This is a genomic window from Rhizobacter fulvus, assembly GCF_964020785.1.
Genome location: NZ_OZ224516.1, coordinates 3,708,478 through 3,726,285 on the forward strand (window position 1 = coordinate 3,708,478; position 17,808 = coordinate 3,726,285).

A 17,808-nucleotide genomic window follows, 5' to 3' on the forward strand; every position below is an offset into this window, starting at 1 on the left:
CATCTCCGGCTCCATTCGTTCAAACGTCTGCAGAGCAGCCACTATGGGAATGGTCCGTTCATTTGACGGCTCGCAGTGATCGGCGCACGGGCCGCGAAGTCCGATGCGACCGTCGGCTTGTCGCCGGTCAGCGTGAACCCCAGGTGCGGAGTCCTGTCGATCCGGGTGCTGCCTGATCGTCGTACTGACGGAGCCGTTCTGCACGCATCCAGACTCAACCAGCCAACGGAGCGAACAATGACCAAGTCTCTCTTCATCACCCTCCCGGTAACCGATCTCGGCGCCTCGACTGCCTTCTACCGGGCCCTCGGCTTCAGTCGGAACCCGCAGCTCAGCGGTGCGGACGGCTCCGCCATGGTCTGGAGCGAGGGGATCCACGTCATGCTGGTCACGCACGCCAAGTGGCGGACGTTCACGCAGCGACCGTTCCCGCAGGCCGGTTCGTGCGGGATGATGCTGACCGTGGGCCTGGAGAGCCGCGCCGCCGTCGACGCGATGAACGAGGCCGCCGCGGCCCATGGCGGGCAGGCCGATGTGAACCCGATGGAGGACCACGGCTTCATGTACACCCGCGACCTGGCTGATCCCGACGGTCACATGTGGGCGGCGCTCTGGATGGATTCGGCGGCACTGCCTGCAGCCCCTGGCTGAACACGCCTTCAGCTGAGATTGCTGATCGCAGGAGGCGACTCGCACGCTTCCGGACTGTCAGCTCTCGCGTTTGGCCAGAAGACGTGGGAGTAGCCACCGGTCGTGGAAACCACCTTAGGCTTCTCACCCCGCTCCGCGCTCGCGCAGGCGCTTCAGCCCAGCTGAGCGACCAGGAAATCGCGCAGCCGCGGATCGTCGGTCAGGCCGATGGCGCGCTGCAGCGCGGCCTGCCGGCCGGGCGCGCCGGCTAAGCCGAGCACATGGGCGCGCGCCACCCAGTAGGGCGCGTAGCTGGCGGCCTCAAGCGGCAGTGCGTCCAGCAGCGCCACCGCGGCCGCCGGCTCGCCAGCCTCGGCATGGGCCACGGCCTGGCCGACGCGCGCGCCGAGGTTGGCGTGGTGCTGCACCAGCACGCCGTACAGCTGTGCGATGGCGCGCCAGGGAGTCTGTCCCGTGGCGCGGCGCTGTGCATGGGCCGACTGGATGGCCGCCTCGATCTGGAAGGGCCCGGGCTGGCGCAGCCTGGCGGCGGTCCACAGCGCCGCCTCGGCCTCGCGGATGAGGTCGTCCCTCCAGCCGGTCGGGTCCTGCGCCGGCAGAGGCACAAAGCGGCCCTCGGCATCGAACTGCGCGGCACGCCGCGCTTCGGCATGCAGCAGCAGGGCCAGCAGCCCCCAGGCTTCGGCCTGGCCGGGCAGCAGTTGCGCCGTCAGGCGGGCCAGGAAGAGGGCTTCCTCGCGCAGGTCGTCGGCAGGGCTGTCCAGCGCATGGCGGCCCAGGGTGTAGGCGGCGTAGACGGCCTCCAGCACGGCCGCCAGACGCGCCGGCAGCTCGCGGGCCTCCGGGGCCTCGAAGCGCAGACCGTCTTCGCGGATCCTGGCCTTGCCGCGCACCAGGCGCTGGGCCATCGCCGTGGGCGAGACGAGGAAGGCGCTGGCGATGACCTTGGCGTCCAGCCCGAGCACGGCCTGCAGCATGAGCGGCGCGTGGACGTTGGCCGCGATGGCCGGATGGGCGCAGACGAACATCAGCTGAAGCCGTGCGTCCGGCACGTCCTGGCGCTCGGGCGCCTCGGGCTCGGCCTCGTCGAGCAGGGCGGTGACGCGCGGGTCCAGCGTCAGCCGGTTGTGGCGGGCGTGGTGCAGCAGGCGACGCTGGGCCGCCGCGGCCAGCCAGGCCTCGGGCGCGTCCGGCACGCCCTGCTCGGGCCAGTGGCGCAGCGCGGCGGCAAAAGCGTCGGCCAGCGCATCCTCGGCCGCAGCGAGGTCGCGCCATTGCCAGGCCAGGCGCGCCACGAGGCGACCGTAGCTCTCACGGGCGACGCGCTCGGCCGCCGCCGCCGCGTCGTCGCTCATGCCGGCGCGTTCGTCGGCGGCGGCAGCACCGGCCGCACCTCGACGCTGCCGGCCGAGGCGCAGGGCGCTCGAGCGGCCCATTCCAGCGCGACGTCCAGGCTGGCCGTCTCGACGATGAAGTAGCCGCCCAGGTGTTCGTGGGTGTCGGCGAAGGGGCCGTCCTGCACCTGGCGCTTGCCGCCTGCCACGCGCACGTGAGTGGCAGTGCGCGGCGCCTGCAGCCCGTTGCCGCTGACGACGATGCCGCTGCCGTGCATGGCGCCGACGTAGGCTTCCCACGCGCCCCAGTAGGCGGGCGCGGCGGCGGGGTCGTCGCGGCGGGCGACTTCGGCGGGCGTCTCGTTGAAGATGAGCATGTATTGCATGGGGTTCTCCTTGGGCGGACCGCGCACCGTGCGCGTTCCTGACAGGGAACCGGCCCCCGATGCGTGTGGCTGAGGCCTACGAGTCGCGCGGCGACAATACGCGGAATTCCAGGACCGACCTGGACTCGCGCCTGTCATGCCAACAGCGAGAACCGTACCGCGAAGATCTCGCGCGAGGTGATCGTCCCGTCCAGGGACTTGTCCAGCACCGTGAGCTGCTGCTCGTCCGGCGGGCCCGCGGGCAGCACCATGCGGCCACCGGGCTTCAGCTGCTCCACCAGCGCGGGCGGGATCGACGCGGGCGCCGCCGTCACGATCACCTTGTCGTAGGGCGCATGGACCGGCCAGCCCTTGGCGCCATCGCCGACGCTGACCTCGACGTTGGCGCAGCGTTGCCGCGCCAGCCGGTGAATCGCCTGCGCCGCGAGTTCCTCGATCAGCTCGACGCTGTAGACGCGCCCGGCGAGAGCCGCCAGCACCGCGGTCTGGTAGCCCAGGCCGGTGCCCACTTCGAGGACCCTGTCGGTCGGTTGCAGATCGAGCAGGTCGGTCATCACGGCGACGATGAACGGCTGCGAGATCGTCTTGCCGCAGCCGATCGGCAGCGGGCAGTCCTCGTACGCGTAGGGCTGGATGGCCGGCGGCACGAACTCGTGGCGCGGCACGGTCGCCAGGGCCTCCAGCACCCGCGGGCGCAGCGCCGCACGGCCCAGCTGCGCGCACGAAAAGATCGTCTTCGCGGCGATGACCTGGAGCATGCGTTGCCGGAGTTCGGCGAAGGGATCGTTGCTCACGCGGAAAGATATACACCTTGAACTACGCGCTCGCAAGCCGGGCGCAGGTCTTGACCTGTCATCGATCGGTCACGCGGCGCTCGTCGGCGCGTCACATCGTGCTTTCACCATTCGCGCATCAGAGCTTCCCGCGTTTGGCCCATGCACGAACTGCCCATGCCCACCTTTCCGTTCGCCTCGCTCACCCGGTTCGAGCGGCCGCAGCGGCCGGCGTCGCCGACGGCGCTGCGCCCGCCCGAGGCGAAGCCGGCGCGCGTCGAGTTCGATGTGTCATGGGCGCGGGACGAGGCCGACGTGCGCCTCTCGCAACGCCTGCGCTACCAGATCTTCGCGCTCGAGCTCGGCGCCAACCTGACGGTGCCGCGGGGGCTCGCCGCCCGGGCACGACATCGACCTCTTCGATCCGTTCTGCGAGCACCTGCTGGTGCGCCTGAAGCGCGCCGACGGCACGCCGGGCCTGCTGATCGGCACCTACCGGGTGCTGACGCCGGCGAACGCCACGCGCATCGGCGGCTTGTACAGCGACGGCGAGTTCGACCTGACGCGACTGCAGCCGCTGCGCAAGCGCATGGTCGAGTTGGGGCGCTCGTGCGTGCACCCGGAGCACCGCTCCGGCGGCGCGATCCTGGCGCTCTGGGGCGCGCTCGGCGAGTTCATGCAGCGCAACGACCTCGATACGATGATCGGCTGCGCCAGCGTCAGCATGGCCGATGGCGGGCACGTGGCCGCGAGCCTGTGGTCGCAGCTGCGGCGGACCCATCTGGCACCGATCGAATGGCGCGTCGAACCGCGCCTGGCGTTGCCGGTCGACGACCTGCGGCAGGACCTGCCGGTCGAACCGCCGCCGTTGATCAAGGGCTACCTGCGCTGCGGCGCCAAGGTGCTCGGGCCGCCGGCCTGGGACCCCGACTTCAACACCGCGGACCTGCCGCTGATGATGCGCCTGGCGGACCTGCCGGCGCGCTACAAGCGGCATTTCCTGTCTTGAACGGTGGGGGCGTGCGCCCCGCACCGCGTCGCGCCGGCCTTAGAGCCGGCGTTTCAGTTGCACGCTGCGCAGCAACGCGAGGCTTTCCGCGATGCCCCACACCAGTGCAGCCAGCGTGGCGCGCAGTCGCAGGCCGAGACGAAGGGAAGAAGGGCTGCTGTTCATGCCCCGCACCCTATCCGCGCCGTGTGACCGCGCGGTGACGCGGTGAGTGCCGCGGGGCTGCCCGAACTGCGGGAACTGGACGCCCTCGTCGATGCGGCCGGCGGCCTGCTGACCCGGCAGGTGCCGGCCGAGGTGGTCGTCGGTCATCACCGCCTGCCGCTGACCGTGCTCACCCTGGGCAACCCGGATCGGAACGTCCCCGCCGTCGGCATCTTCGGCGGCGTGCACGGCCTGGAGCGGATCGGCACCGAAGTCGTCATCGCCTTCCTGCGGGCGCTGACGATGCGGCTGCGCTGGGACGGTGGCCTGCACCGCCAGCTCGAATCGCTGCGGCTGGTGTTCATGCCGATCGTCAATCCCGGCGGCATGCTGCTCGCGACCCGCGCCAATCCGAACGGCGTCGACCTGATGCGCAACGCGCCGGTCGACGCGCGCGGGCCGGTGCCTTTCCTGGTCGGCGGCCACCGGCGCAGCAACCGGCTGCCATGGTTCCGCGGCCCGGCCGGTGCACCGATGGAGGCCGAGAGCGCCGTGCTCTGCCAGGTGGTGGCCGACGAACTGCTCACGCGCGACTTCAGCATCGCGATCGATTGCCACTCCGGCTTCGGCGTGCGCGACCGGCTGTGGTTTCCGTACGCGCACTCGGCCGCGCCGATCGCGTGCCTGGCCGAGTTCCATGCGTTGCGGCAGATCCTCGACGAATCGCAGCCGCACCACCGCTACATCGTCGAGCCGCAAAGCGCGCAATACCTGGCGCATGGCGACTTGTGGGACCACCTGCACCTGCAGTCGTTGCGCGACCCGTCGCGGTTGTTCATGCCCCTGACGCTCGAGATGGGCTCGTGGGGCTGGGTCCGCAAGAACCCGCGCCAGCTGTTCTCGCGCCACGGCATCTTCAATCCGCTGATCGAGCACCGCCGCGAGCGCGTGCTGCGCCGCCACATGACATTGCTCGATTTCGCGATGCGCGCGGCCGCCAGTCATGCGCGCTGGCGGCCGAAGGGCGCCGCGCGCGCCGAGCACGAGCGCGAGGCGTGCCGGCACTGGTTCGCGCCGCCCGCGCTCCCAGGACGATGACCACGCCCTGCACCTGGGTGCTGCTGCGTGGCTGGACGCGCGACGCGCGTCATTGGCTCGATGTCGGCGATCGGCTCGCGGCGGCGTCGCCCGCCGCCCGCGTGCTGGCGATCGACCTGCCGGGCACCGGTCAGGTGCAGGCGCTGCGAAGCCCCTGGACCGTTCGTGCGATGGCACAGCACGTTCGCGGCGCGCTGCGTGCGGCGGGCGCGGAACCGCCGTACGCGCTGCTGGCCGTGTCGATGGGCGGCATGGTGGCCACCGCCTGGGCGAACGAATGGCCCGACGAGATCGACGCGGCCGTGCTCGTCAACACCAGCATGCGACCGTTCAGCCCGGCATGGCAGCGGCTGCGACCCTCCGCATACGGCCGCCTGATGCGGGCGCTGGTGTCGGGTGCCGCCGCAACCGAGCATCTGATCCTGCAGCTGACGAGCCGCCTGCGGGCCGACGATGCGGCGCTGCTCCGTCGCTGGACCGCCCAGCGCATCGCCCGCCCGGTGCGGCCGACCGATGCGCTGGCGCAGCTGGTGGCCGCGGCCAGTTTCAGCGCGCCGCGCCGCAACCCGTTTCGCCACGTGCTGCTGCTGACCAGCGCGTGCGACGAACTCGTGGACACGCGCTGCACGCTGGCCCTGGCGCGCGCCTGGCAGTGCGAGGTGCGCAGCCACCCGCACGCCGGCCACGATCTGCCGCTGGACGATCCGCAGTGGGTCGTCACACAAACCGCATCGCTCGGTCACGGCGTCATCACGAAGGGTCGTCACGATGCCGGTTCATGAAGCGTGATCTCGATGCCCAGGTGACATCGGCCCTCGAGCCGGGCGGCCTGCACTACCGCAGCGTCTGGATCTCGGACCTGCACCTCGGCACACCGGGCTGCCAGGCCGCGGCGCTGCTCGACTTCCTGAAGATCGTCGAGTGCGACACGCTGTTCCTCGTCGGGGACATCATCGACGGCTGGCAACTCGGCCGCAGCTGGTACTGGCCGCAGTCCCACAACGACGTGGTGCAGAAGCTGCTGCGCAAGGCGCGCAAGGGCACGCGGGTGATCTTCGTCCCCGGCAACCACGACGAGTTCGCGCGGCGCTACCTCGATCACAACTTCGGCGGGGTCGAAGTCGTCGAGGAATGGATCCACGAGACGGCCGATGGCCGCCAGCTGTGGGTCACCCACGGCGACCTGTTCGACGGGGTGATCCAGTGCGCCAGGTGGCTCGCTCATGTCGGCGATTCGCTGTACGAGATCACGCTGCGGCTGAACCGGCACCTGAACGGCCTGCGCGCGCGCCTGGGCCTGCCGTACTGGAGCCTGTCCAAGTACCTGAAGCACAAGGTCAAGCGTGCGGTGAGCTATGTCAGCGACTTCGAGGTCGCGGTCGCGCGCGAGGCGCGCCGCCGCGGGGTGGATGGCGTCGTCTGCGGCCACATCCACCACGCCGAGATCCGCACGATCGACGGCATCCTCTACTGCAACGACGGCGACTGGGTCGAGAGCATGACCGCGCTGGTCGAACACCCGGACGGCCGGCTCGAACTGCTCGACTGGTCGACCCGCGCGCGAGTCCGGGCGCACGCGCACGCGGCACTGGCGCTGTCCGCCGGATGAAGATCCTGCTCGTGACGGACGCGTGGTGGCCGCAGGTCAATGGCGTCGTCACCGCGGTGCAGGAGCTCGTCACCGGACTGGGCGCGCTCGGCCATCGGGTCGAACTGATCGAGCCCTCGACCTTCCGGCGCTTCCAGTGCCCGGGCTACCCCGAGATCGAGCTGGCGTGGCGGCCCGGTGCGCGGGTCGCCAAGGCGATCGACGCGGCCGCTGCGGACGCGATCCACATTGCGACCGAAGGGCCGCTCGGCAGCGCGGCGCGGCGCCACTGCCTGCGTCGCAGACTTCCGTTCACGACCGCGTTCCACACCCGCTTCCCGGAGATCCTGGCCAAGGCGCTGCATGTGCCGGTGGCGTGGGGCTACGCGTGGTTTCGGCGTTTCCACGCGCCGGCGGCGGCGGTGATGGTGCCGAGCGAGGGCATGTTCCAGCTGCTGCGGCAACACCGCTTCACGAACCTGCGGCAGTGGTCGCACGGCGTCGACCTGCGGCTGTTCGAGCCGTGCGCGCCGCTGCCGCTCGACCTGCCGCGGCCGGTGTTCCTGTACGTCGGCCGGGTGTCGTACGAGAAGAACCTCGAGGCCTTCCTCGGTCTCGAGCTGCCGGGCTCGAAGCTGGTCTACGGCACCGGGCCGGTGCGGGAGCGGTTGCAGGCCGCGTTCCCGCAGGTGCACTTCCGCGGCATCGTGCCGCGCGCCGAGCTGCCGGCGATCTACAGCGCGGCCGACGTGTTCGTCTTTCCGGGGCGCAGCGAGACCTTCGGGCTGGTGATGCTGCAAGCGATGGCCTGTGGCACGCCGGTCGCGGCGTTCCCGGTTGCCGGCCCGCTGGACGTGCTCGGCGATTCGGACGGCGGGGTGCTCGACGACGACCTGCGTGCCGCTGCGCTCGCCGCGCTGGAGGTGCCGCGCGAGCGCGCCCGCGCCCGGGCGCTGGGATTCGACTGGACGCGGGTCTGCGCCGAGTTCGTCGCGTTCCTGGCGCCGATCGGCGCCGGCGGCGCGGCGGACGGTGCGCTCATCGCTCCCGCGCGCGGCGCCGCGCCCACCACGCCACGAGCGACGTGACACCGGCGATCACGCCGACGACGATCCAGAAGCCGTGCGCATGCTGCGCCAGCGGAATGCCGCCGACATTCATGCCCAGCAGGCCCGCGACGATGTTGATCGGCAGGGCCATCACCGTGACCACCGTCAGCACGAACAGGCTGCGGTTGTTCTCCTCGGCGACCTGCGCGGCGATCTCCTCCTGCAGCAGCTTGATCCGTTCCTGCAGGGCGCTCATGTCGCGCAGGGCCACCGAGAACTCCTCGGTCGAGGCGCGCAGTTCCTCGATGTCGATCTCGCTCGCCCAGGCCGGCGGATGCTGGAGCAGGCGGAACAGCGCCGCCGGCTCGGGCGCCAGCAGGCGCTGCAACCGCACCAGCAGGCGACGCAGCCGGCCGAGCTTGACGCGCTTGTGGTCGAGCTTGCCGGCGAGCAGATCGTCCTCGGTGTCGTCGACGCGCGCCGTCACGTCGCGCACGATGCCCACCAGCACGTCGGCCTGGTAGCGCAGCAAGTGTTCCAGAAGGTCGACGGTTGAGCGGACGGCCTCGCCGGCGTTGACCGCCACCCGCAGGCGATCGACCGAGCGCAGCGGCTGGCGCCGCGCCGTGACGACGAGCGTGCGCTCGACGTTGATCCACAGCGTCGACAGGTCCGAGGGCTCGAACGAGAACTCGAAGCGCACGTCGTTGACCACCGCGATCAGCGACTGGTCGAAGCGCTCGATCCGGGTCGAGTGCAGGCCCTCCTTCAGCATCTCGAAGAAGGTGCTGGGCAGCGCCGCGTGGCGGGCAAGCCACGGCTCGGCGCCGCCGTGCGAGAGGTTGAAGTGGAGCCAGGCGAATCCAGATCGTGTCGGCTCCGGCGCCGTCAACCAAGCCGCCGCCTGCGCCGAATCGATCAGTTCGCCGCGCGGCTCACCGGGCCGGAAGAGATAGCCGCAGACCAGTCCGCTGTCGTCTGCGCCATACGAGCTGCTGTTCAAGGAGGTCGGCTCCAGAGCAGCTCCGCCTTTGCGAGGTGACGCGGATGAACGAGTTCGCTGCTCCTCAAGGTGCCGGCACGGCCACGCGGTTCGCCGGCACGATCTGCGCCTCGTACGAGAACACCTCGCGACTGCGCGGACCGACCGTCACCTTCAGCCAGTTCACGTCGTTGTTGCCGTTGGCCTGGTTGTCGCCGAAGGTCTCGACGCGCGTGAAATTCTCGAGGCGACGGCCGGCCGCGTCGAGGAACGGCTTGTCGATCCGGTGGTAATGCGAGTCGCCGTGCACGTAGGCGACGGGCTTGCGGAACGCGATCACCTCGTCACGCAGGGCCAGCAGATAGTCCTTGAAGCCATCGAGCTGCCCATCGGTCTCCACCAGCGTCCTGGGATCGCGCAGCGGCGCGCGCGTGCCGTCGGTGGCGTCCCAGCCCGGGTTCGCCTGCGCGATGATCATCACCGCCGCCGACTGCCGCGCCGCCGCGAAGCGGAAGCTCTCGCGCAGCCACGCGATGTTGGCCAGATTGCGCGCCGCGAATTCCGCCGGGTCCGGCGCGGTGTCGCACAGGTTGTTGCACGAACCCTGGACATTGAGCGTCACGTAGGTCACGCGGCCATGGGTCCAGCGGCGGTTCTCGACGCAGGACACTGCACCATTGACGCCCAGGCACAGCGCCGCGCTCTGCACCTCCTGCCGCATGCGCTTCTGCCCGAGCGAGAAGGGCGTGTCGAAGAACACCTTGCGTTGATGGTCCAGGCGCTCGCGCGACGAGAAGCCACCGTTCGCCGGGCGGTCGCAGTCCGTCCAGTCGTTGTCGCCGGGCGTGAACATCGCCGGCGCCTTCAGGGCGGCGAAGAAGCCCACCGCCTGAACGTACATCGCGTCGCTGCAGGTCGTCGGCGTCACCGAGCCGGGTGTGCCGCTGCCGGCCTTGAGGTCGCCATCGTGGATCGTGAACGCGAGGTCCTGTCGGTTCATGTCGGCGATCAGGTTCGGGACGCCCGTGAGCGCCTGCGCATCGGAATACGGCATGTCGCCCCACAGCCCGATCGCATAGGGCGCGTTGCGGCCGCGCGCGTCGTCGCTGTCGTCGTCCGCGATCGCGATGTTGGTCGCCGCAAGCGCGATGAATGCGCTGACGGCCGACAGGGTCAGGATCTGGTTGAGTCTCATGGTCGATCTCCGGAAAGTTGCTGGGGTCTGACGCAAGGGGAGGTCACGGCGCGAGGAGCGGCGGGGACACGCGGTTCGGCGTCTGCACCGATGCGACCAACCGGTTCTCCCCGTCGCGCACCTCGAAGGCGACGCCGAAGGTTTCGATGTTGCTGACGCTGGCCACGGTGTCGACGAACCACCACTCGCAGACGCAGCGGCTGGCATCCGCGTCGATCAGCATGTAGCCGCGCCGGTTCAGGTCGATGTACTTGAAGTGCGGATTGGCGGGGCGCAGGCTGTTCGCGACCGCGCCGCTCGGGTCCGACACGCCCGGCGACGACACCGACGTGCCGACGAACTCCACCGCACGCGAGCCGGCCCCGCTCACCGGGTCGTAGCCGCCCTGCGCCGGCAACGGGTTGTTCGGGTCGGGCGTCAGGTCGGCAGCCCAGGCGCTGTGGATGTCGCCGGTCAGCACGACGACGTTGCTCACCGGCGCGTGGGACGCATCGCCCTTCAGCACCGCGTAGACCCGGTCGCGTGCCGGTTGGTAGCCGTCCCACTGATCCGAGTTGATGAACACGCCGCCGCCGGCCGAATTCGGTGCGCCCACGGCCTTAAGCTGCGCGAACATGACGCCCTGGCCCAGGAACTTCCATGTCGCGGTGCTGGTGCGCAGCTTGTCGAACAGCCAGGCTTCCTCGGCGGCGCCGAGGAGCTGGTGCGTCGGGTCGGCATAGGCGCCGCTCTGCACGAAGTAGCCGCTGGCGTTGCCGATGTTCGATCCGAGCTGCAGCGAGCGCGCTCCGAGCCGCTCCTCGAGCATGATCAGGTCGACCAGGTTGCCGAACGCATAGCTGCGGTAATTGCGGCGCGGGTTGGCGGCGTCGACCTCGCGCACCGGCATCCACTCGTAATAGGCCTGCAGCGCGGCGGCGACGCGCGCGTTCCAGTCGCCTTCGCTGCCCGGCGTGTGGTTCTCGGCGCCGTCGCGATAGGCGTTGTTCGCGGTCTCGTGGTCGTCCCAGATCGCGACCAGCGGATGCTGCCGATGCATGGCCTGCGAATCCGGGTCGCGCTTGTACTGCGCATGGCGGGCGCGGTAGTCGGCCAGCGAGACGATCTCGTGCGCCGGCTCGCACGGGCGGACGTTGCCGTACTGGCCGCTGCCGTACTCGTAGAGGTAGTCGCCCAGGTGCACGACCATGTCGAGGTCCGCCCGCTCGGCCAGGCGCCGGTAGACATTGAAGTACCCGTAGGCGAAGTTCGAGCAGCTCACGACGGCCATGCGCAGCTGGCGCGTGCCGCCGACCGGCAGCGTGCGCGTGCGGCCGATCGGCGATTCGACGCCTTGCGCGGAGAAGCGGTAGTAGTGCGTCGTGTTCGGGCGCAGGCCCGACGGATCCACCTTCACCGTGAAGTCCGCGCTCGCATCCGTCTTCGTGCGGCCCCGCGCGACCACGCGATCGAACGCCGGATCGAGCGCGACCACATAGTCCACCACGACCGTGCTCGCTGCGGCGCTGGTCGGCGAGACCCGCGTCCACAGGATGACGCGGTCGGACAGCGGGTCGCCGCTCGCGACGCCGTGCTGGAAGACGGCGCCGGGTCGTCCCGCCGCCTGCGCCGACCCGAGTGTCAGCAGCGGCGTCGACGCGAGCGCGACCGCGGCCGAGCCGGAGCGCTTGAAGAAGTCGCGGCGGTTGGCGCCGACGCGGGTGGGTGGGATGTGGCGGGGACGGCCCATGGTGTTTCTGTCCTGGTCGATCGAGTGGAATGACTCGCCGGGACGGTACGGGCGCCATGTGACCGCCGCGTGTCGCGAGGCCTGCCGCCGGCCCATGGCGACCGGCGCGTGCCCGGGGGCGCGCTACGCCGGCCGCACCTGCGTGCCGCCACCCCGGGTCACGTGCAGCATTCGGCTCGGCGCGACCCGGACCTTGGCGGTGTGCCATACCCCGCGCGGCACGACGACCGCGCCGCGGCCGGCGAGCGTCACCGACTGCAGCCCCGCAGGCGTTTCGAGCAGGAGGTCGACTTCCCCCGACAGCAGGTAGACGAACTCGTCGCCCTCCGGGTGCATCTCCCAGGTCGGCCAGTCGGCGACGAACTCGTACTCGGACACGAGCCAGCCCGCGCCGTAGCGCGCCGACTCGGCCGCCGGCAGGTGCCAGAAGGCGTCGCCGCCGGGCAGCGCGGTGGCGCTGCCGTCCGCGGCGAGGTGAACGTAATCGTGCTGCGGATTCAAGGGCATGGGGTTCCTCGCGTGGTCAGGGCGGGCGGCCGCGCGTAGCTGACGGTCAGGATCTCCCAGACGTGGCCGTCGGGCTCGCCCCAGTAGACCAGACGGCCGCCGAAAGCCTGGTTCACCTGGCCGTCGTCGGTGCCGTGCGGCAGGCTGCGAAATGGAATGCCGGCCGCGCGGATGCGCGCGAGGATCGCGTCGAACTCGTCGGCCTGGACCTGGAAGGCATAGTGCAGCCGCGGCAGCGGGCCGCTCCACTGGTCGAAGTCGAGCGTGAGGTCGTCGTTCACGTAGACCGGCGAGAACGGGCCGGCCGCGCCCTGCGCCGCCCAGGGCACGTCGAGCAGGTGCGCAAGACGGCGCGCGGCCGCGACGCGGTCGTGCGACGGGACGATCAGGTGGTCGAGTCGGGCGGGCATGTCGGGGTTGGGTGTCACCGCGCCGGCGAGGGCTTGGGGGGCCGGTAGCCAAGCGCCTGCATCGCGGCACGCAGCTTCTGCCGGGTCGTCCAATAGTCCGCCCACGGATCGACCCGCTGGAACGACAGGTGTTCGCGCGCGTCCGCGATGGTCCATTGCGCGCCGCTCTTCAGCCCGGCCAGATCGTCCCACGACACCGGCATCGAGACGCCGAGCCCGGGGCGCGCGCGGGCCGAGAACGCGGCCGCGGTGGTCGCACCGTGGCCGTTGCGCAGGTAGTCGACGAACAGCTTGCCGACCCGGTTCGACCCGCCGCTCTTCGCGACGAAGCGCGACGGCACGACCCGCGCGAGGTGCTCGACCACGGCCTTCGAAAATCCCTTGACGGTGTCGTAGTCGGCCACCGGTGCGAGCGGCACGACCACGTGCAGCCCCTTGCCGCCGCTGGTCTTGAGCCAGCTCGTCAGCCCGAGCTCCTGGAGGAAGCCGCGCACCAGCAGCGCCGCCTCCTGCACCTGGGGCCACGCCGTGCCTTCGCCGGGATCGAGGTCGTAGATCATGCGGTCCGGCTGGTCGATGCGGCGCGCGGTCGAGTTCCAGGTGTGGAACTCGATCACGTTCATCTGCGCCGCGCCGGCCAGCGCGAGCGCGCTCGGGATCTCGAGCAGCGCGTCGTGCTCGGGCCACAGCGCCGGGTCCATGATCTTGATGCCGGGGATCGCGGTGCGCTCGGCGTGCTTCTGGAAGAACAGCTGTCCGCCGACGCCGGTGGGGCCGCGCACCAGCGAGCACGGCCGCCCCTTCAGGTGCGGCAGCATGTACTCGGCGACCGACTCGTAGTAGCGCACCAGGTCGAGCTTGGTCAGGCCGGTCGACGCATCGATCACGCGCTCGGGGTGGGTGACCTGCACCGCGTTCGCCCGGCGCGGCGCGGGCGCGGGCGGCGCGATCTCGGCGCTGCGCGCCTGCTCGCGGCGGATCTCGGTGGCGGGCTTGTCCGAGCGCAGCGCGACGTAGGTCGCGTGGCGGATCTGCCCGTCCGGCGTCATCTCGGCGTACTCGACTTCGGCGACCAGCTTCGGCTGCACCCAGCGCTCGCTGCCGGCCGCCCGGCGCGACCAGCGACCGGGCGCGCTCGCACCGGCCGCGAACGGCGCACGCGGGACCTCGAGCTTCGCGAGCTGCTTCTTCAGTGCCGCCGCCTCGGCCGCGTCCCAGCCCGTGCCGACGCTGCCGACCGAGACCAGCTGGCCGGCGTCGTCGTACACGCCGAGCAGCAGGCTGCCGATCTGCGCCGCACCGTCGCTGCGGTCGGTGTAGCCGGCGACGACGAACTCCTGGCGCAGCTTGCACTTGAGCTTCAGCCAGGTCTCGGTGCGGCGCGAGACGTAGGGCGCGTCGGCGCGCTTCGCGATGATGCCTTCGAGCTTCATGCGGCAGGCCGACTGCAGTACCGAGGCCGGGTCGCCGGCGAAGTCCGCGCTGTAGCGCACATGCGTCGTGCCCTTGTCGTCCAGCAGCGCCTTGAGCAGGCGGCGCCGTTCGACCAGCGGCAGCTCGCGCAGGTCGTAGCCTTCGAAGAACGGCAGGTCGAACAGGAAGTAGTCGATGCCGGTGCCGCTGCCCTGGCGGTCGAATGCCTTCTGCAGCCGGTTGAAGCTCGGCAGGCCGGCCTCGTCGAGCACGACGATCTCGCCGTCGAGCCAGGCCGAGCGGATCTTCATCGATTCGAGTTCGGCGACGAGCTCGGGCATCTTGCCCGACCAGTCGTGGCCGCCGCGCGTGATCAGCCGGGCCTTGCCGTCGTCGATGCGGGCCATGATGCGGTAGCCGTCGAACTTGATCTCGCACAGCCACTCGCCGCTGCGCGGGATCGCGGCGGCCAGTGTCGCCAGCTGCGGTGTCATCTTCTCGGGCAGCTTGGCCTCGACCGCGCCCGCGATGGCTTCGTCCCTGCCGCGCCGACGCGTGACGGTGTCGGGGCTGCCGACGGGATGCTTCACCGGTCTGGCGATCACGCTGTCGGGCAGCGCGGTGAGCACGTCGTACTCCGCCTTCGGCCGCGCATAGGCATCGCCGCGCTTCTTGAACAGGATCCACAGGTCCTGCTTGTCGCCGGGTTTCGCGATGCGCACCAGCTCCCACAGCCCCATCAGCTTCTGGCCATGCAGCTTGAACAGCAGCTTGCCCTTCGCCAGGCCCTCGACCGGGTCGCCCACCGGCTCCCAGCGTCCGTTGTCCCACACGATCACGGTGCCGGCACCGTACTGCTTCGGCGGGATCGTGCCCTCGAAGCCGCCGTAGCTCAGCGGGTGATCTTCCACATGCACGGCGATGCGCTTGTCGGCCGGGTCGAAGCTCGGCCCCTTGGGCACCGCCCACGAGACCAGCACGCCGCCGAGCTCGAGCCGGAAGTCGTAGTGCAGGCGACTCGCCGCGTGCTTCTGGACGACGAACGAGCGGCCTTCGGCTGCTTCGGCGTGCTCGCCGCGTGGCTCCTGCGTGACCGCGAAATTGCGCTTGGCCCAATAGGTCGCCAGGGGCCCGGTGGGTCGGGCGGCCTCGGCCGCCTTCCGCGCCGCCATGCGTCAGCGTCCTTCGGTCCGGTGCAGGCGCCGGTAGGCGCTGAAATGGCGGATCGCCGCCTTCTCGTCGCCGAGCGCCTCGAGCAGCATGCCGGCGTTGTAGTGCGCATCGGCCAGCGTCGGTTGCAGCGCGAGCGCGCGTTCGTACGCGGCGAGCGCCTCGCGCTGCCGGCCGCGGTCCTCCAGCGCGATGGCGTGGTTGAAGTGGATCAGCGGTTCGTGCGCGAGCGCGCGCAAGGCCTGGTCGTACAGGGCCAGCGCCTCGTCGGCACGGCCGTCCTCGCACAGCAGCGCGCCCAGGTTCAGGTAGGCGGCGGTGGCGTTCGGGTCGAGCTCGACCGCGCGGCGATAGGCCGCTTCCGCGCCGCCGCGATCACGCGCTTCGAGCGCCTCGCCCTGGCGGAACCAGTCGGCCGCCGTCGACGCCGCGGGCGCGGCGGCGCCCGGCGTCGCGGTCGCTGCGGCGGCCGACATGAACGACACCGTGCCGCCGACCTCGGCGACTTCGAAGTCGAGCACCAGCTGGCCCGATTCGGCCGTCCACTGGCCCGAGCGGTCGCGCACGACCACGTCGGCGCCCACCGCGGTGATGCGCAGCCCGGTCAGCGGCAGCTCGGCCGGCAGCTCGGCCTTGAGCTTGGTCAGCGAGCGCAGGATCTTGCGCGGCGGGATGCGGGCCTGCTGCAGCGCGTGCGCGGTGCGCAGCAGCATCAGGTCCTGGAACGAGAAGCGATGCTCGTTGCGCTGGCCGCGCACCGGCGTGACGAAACCGGCGGAGATCAGCTTGGTGACCGTCGCGCCCGACAGGCCGAGCATCTCCTGCACGCGCTTCAGGGTGAACGGTGCGTCGATCGCCGTCGCGTTCACTTCTTCGCGCGTGACCTGGCAGGTGCGGCGACGACTTCGGGCTCGGCCGCCGGGGCGCGCTTGACGCCCTTGCGGACCTTGGTCTCGCCGACGGCCGCGAGCGTCGCGCCGGCCTTCTGCGGCGCCGCGCCCTTGGCTGCGGCCGGCTGCTTCTTGCCGAGGCTGGCCTGCAGCGCGGCCATCAGGTCGATGACCTGGGCGCCGACCGGGGCCTCCTCGGCGTGCGTGGACGCGATCACCTGCTGGCCGGCGATCTTCGCGTCGATCGCGGCGAGCACGCGCTGGCGCTCCTCGTCCTTGAACTGCGCCGGGTCGTAGGCGGGCTCGGAGATCTGGTCGATCAGCTGCAGCGCGAGCTGCAGTTCCGGCGGCGAGATCGTCACCGGCTCGATGTTCAGCTCCTTGAACGAACGGACCTCTTCGGCATACAGCAGCTGCTGCAGCACCAGGCCCTCGTCGGTCGCGCGGACCTGGACGACGTACTGCTTGGCCTTCCACGACCAGCGCGCCAGCGCCGACTTGCCGCTCGAGCGCATCGCCTCCAGCAGCAGCGCGTACGGTTTGCCGCCGCGCTTGTCCGGAGCGAGCAGGTAGGCCTTGTCGTAGTAGCGCGGGTCGACCGACTTCTCGGGGACGAACGCGACGATCTCGATCACGTGGCTGCCGCCTTCCTCGAGCTGCTTCAGCTCCTCGGCGGTGAACAGCACGAACTTGTCCTTCTCGACCTCGTAGCCCTTGACCATCTCGGCGCGCGGGACCACCGACTGGTCCCGCTCCGAGACATATTGCTGCTTCACGCGCGAGCCGTCCTTGGCGAGCAGGTTGAACTTGACGGTGGCCGAGCTTTCGGTCGCCGAGTACAGCTTGACCGGGATCGACACCAGGCCGAAGCTCAGGTTCAGGGACGCGATGGAACGTGCTGCCATGGGCGGTCTCCAGTGCTCGGGGAGTCGTGGATGGTACGTGGGCCGGGCCGCTGCGTCACTGTGGCGGGCGTAGGACGGCGGCGCGTGTCGCTTTCAGGCTGCGCCCGACTCGCCCGACCGCCCGAACCCGGGGTGTCGCGCGGCCAAGAGAATCGTTACCATTTGTTTCCACAATCAAACCGGCCGCACAACATGGTGATCACGACGATGGCCCTCTGGGCGCTGCTTTCGCTGGGCCTGGCGCTCTGCCCGCGGGACTCGACGCTCGACCTCGAGGATTGACCGTCGCGACGCGCGCTCAGGGCGCGCGCGAAACGCGCCCGCGCTCGATCTCTCCCTGCGCGCGCGACAACTCGCCCGTCAGCCTGCCCAGGCGCCGGATCATCACCGCGCGGTTGATCGCCAGGGCGTCGAAGGTGCGGCCGAGCTCGCGCAAGTCGCCTCGATCGGTCTGCCCACGGCGGCGCAGCTGCAACGCGTCGAGCCGTCGGTCGATGCGGGCGATGCGCCAGCGGTAGAGGGTGGCCTTCATCCGGCGAAAGAGGGTCATGTCGCCTCGCGCTTACGAATGGAAA

Annotated in this window: 18 protein-coding genes and 1 pseudogene; 6 read left to right on the plus strand and 13 right to left on the minus strand. The window is 70.6% G+C overall.

The annotated features are described in order from the left end of the window. Positions 1-237 precede the first annotated feature (237 nt). On the plus strand, positions 238-651 hold the full coding sequence (locus ACWH49_RS17565) for a VOC family protein (protein WP_448172628.1): 414 nt from the start codon (positions 238-240) through the stop codon (positions 649-651). Positions 652-803: 152 nt separating this feature from the next. Here ACWH49_RS17565 and ACWH49_RS17570 read toward each other — a convergent pair whose 3' ends face one another. The 3 genes from ACWH49_RS17570 to ACWH49_RS17580 all read right to left on the minus strand — a co-directional run bounded on the left by ACWH49_RS17570 (position 804) and on the right by ACWH49_RS17580 (position 3,165). Then, positions 804-2,006: an RNA polymerase sigma factor gene (locus ACWH49_RS17570; RefSeq protein ID WP_448172629.1), complete on the minus strand. Its 1,203-nt coding sequence runs from the start codon at positions 2,004-2,006 to the stop codon at positions 804-806. Further along, positions 2,003-2,371 (minus strand): YciI family protein, encoded by a 369-nt coding sequence (locus ACWH49_RS17575; RefSeq protein WP_448172630.1) that lies wholly within the window; start codon positions 2,369-2,371, stop codon positions 2,003-2,005. The genes ACWH49_RS17570 and ACWH49_RS17575 overlap by 4 nt, the downstream gene beginning before the upstream one ends. Before the next feature lie 134 nt (positions 2,372-2,505). Next, a complete protein-coding gene (locus ACWH49_RS17580; RefSeq protein WP_448172631.1) occupies positions 2,506-3,165 on the minus strand; it encodes a protein-L-isoaspartate(D-aspartate) O-methyltransferase in 660 nt (219 codons plus the stop codon). A gap of 141 nt (positions 3,166-3,306) precedes the next feature. Between ACWH49_RS17580 and ACWH49_RS17585 the strand changes: the two are divergent. After that, a pseudogene (locus ACWH49_RS17585) lies at positions 3,307-4,153 on the plus strand (GNAT family N-acetyltransferase). A 39-nt stretch (positions 4,154-4,192) separates the two neighbouring features. On the opposite strand, the gene ACWH49_RS17590 reads toward ACWH49_RS17585, so the two are convergent. Next, the gene (locus ACWH49_RS17590) at positions 4,193-4,318 is read right to left on the minus strand and encodes a hypothetical protein (protein ID WP_448172632.1); all 126 of its coding nucleotides are present in this window, start codon (positions 4,316-4,318) and stop codon (positions 4,193-4,195) included. A gap of 42 nt (positions 4,319-4,360) precedes the next feature. Between ACWH49_RS17590 and ACWH49_RS17595 the strand changes: the two genes are divergently transcribed. Genes ACWH49_RS17595 through ACWH49_RS17610 form a run of 4 tightly spaced genes read left to right on the plus strand, consistent with a single transcriptional unit; the run spans position 4,361 to position 8,071 of the window. Then, a complete protein-coding gene (locus ACWH49_RS17595; RefSeq protein WP_448172633.1) occupies positions 4,361-5,395 on the plus strand; it encodes a M14 family zinc carboxypeptidase in 1,035 nt (344 codons plus the stop codon). Then, positions 5,392-6,177, plus strand: coding sequence for an alpha/beta fold hydrolase (locus ACWH49_RS17600; protein WP_448172634.1), 786 nt, complete (start codon positions 5,392-5,394; stop codon positions 6,175-6,177). The genes ACWH49_RS17595 and ACWH49_RS17600 overlap by 4 nt, the downstream gene beginning before the upstream one ends. Continuing rightward, complete coding sequence (locus ACWH49_RS17605; protein WP_448172635.1) at positions 6,174-7,004, plus strand: UDP-2,3-diacylglucosamine diphosphatase; 831 nt, start codon at positions 6,174-6,176, stop codon at positions 7,002-7,004. Before ACWH49_RS17600 ends, ACWH49_RS17605 begins: the two co-directional genes overlap by 4 nt. Then, positions 7,001-8,071, plus strand: a complete 1,071-nt coding sequence (locus ACWH49_RS17610) for a glycosyltransferase family 4 protein (protein WP_448172636.1) — start codon at positions 7,001-7,003, stop codon at positions 8,069-8,071. The genes ACWH49_RS17605 and ACWH49_RS17610 overlap by 4 nt, the downstream gene beginning before the upstream one ends. Here the strand turns inward: ACWH49_RS17610 and ACWH49_RS17615 are convergent. The 9 genes from ACWH49_RS17615 to ACWH49_RS17655 form a co-directional block, all read right to left on the minus strand. After that, entirely contained in the window at positions 8,022-9,035 is a 1,014-nt protein-coding gene (locus tag ACWH49_RS17615) for a transporter (protein ID WP_448172637.1), read from the minus strand. The two genes, ACWH49_RS17610 and ACWH49_RS17615, sit on opposite strands and share 50 nt — an antisense overlap. A gap of 64 nt (positions 9,036-9,099) precedes the next feature. Next, the gene (locus ACWH49_RS17620) at positions 9,100-10,209 is read right to left on the minus strand and encodes a hypothetical protein (protein WP_448172638.1); all 1,110 of its coding nucleotides are present in this window, start codon (positions 10,207-10,209) and stop codon (positions 9,100-9,102) included. Positions 10,210-10,252: 43 nt separating this feature from the next. Beyond that, entirely contained in the window at positions 10,253-11,938 is a 1,686-nt protein-coding gene (locus ACWH49_RS17625) for an alkaline phosphatase D family protein (protein WP_448172639.1), read from the minus strand. A 123-nt stretch (positions 11,939-12,061) separates the two neighbouring features. Then, positions 12,062-12,445 (minus strand): cupin, encoded by a 384-nt coding sequence (locus ACWH49_RS17630; protein ID WP_448172640.1) that lies wholly within the window; start codon positions 12,443-12,445, stop codon positions 12,062-12,064. Then, positions 12,436-12,855 (minus strand): VOC family protein, encoded by a 420-nt coding sequence (locus ACWH49_RS17635; RefSeq protein WP_448172641.1) that lies wholly within the window; start codon positions 12,853-12,855, stop codon positions 12,436-12,438. The genes ACWH49_RS17630 and ACWH49_RS17635 overlap by 10 nt, the downstream gene beginning before the upstream one ends. A 14-nt stretch (positions 12,856-12,869) precedes the next feature. Further along, the gene (gene ligD / locus ACWH49_RS17640) at positions 12,870-15,440 is read right to left on the minus strand and encodes a DNA ligase D (RefSeq protein WP_448172642.1); all 2,571 of its coding nucleotides are present in this window, start codon (positions 15,438-15,440) and stop codon (positions 12,870-12,872) included. 3 nt (positions 15,441-15,443) lie between these two features. Beyond that, entirely contained in the window at positions 15,444-16,307 is an 864-nt protein-coding gene (locus ACWH49_RS17645; protein ID WP_448172643.1) for a tetratricopeptide repeat protein, read from the minus strand. Further along, on the minus strand, positions 16,304-17,233 hold the full coding sequence (gene ku, locus ACWH49_RS17650) for a non-homologous end joining protein Ku (RefSeq protein WP_448172644.1): 930 nt from the start codon (positions 17,231-17,233) through the stop codon (positions 16,304-16,306). The genes ACWH49_RS17645 and ku overlap by 4 nt, the downstream gene beginning before the upstream one ends. Positions 17,234-17,531: 298 nt before the next feature. Further along, complete coding sequence (locus ACWH49_RS17655; RefSeq protein WP_448172645.1) at positions 17,532-17,765, minus strand: hypothetical protein; 234 nt, start codon at positions 17,763-17,765, stop codon at positions 17,532-17,534. Positions 17,766-17,808 lie beyond the last annotated feature (43 nt).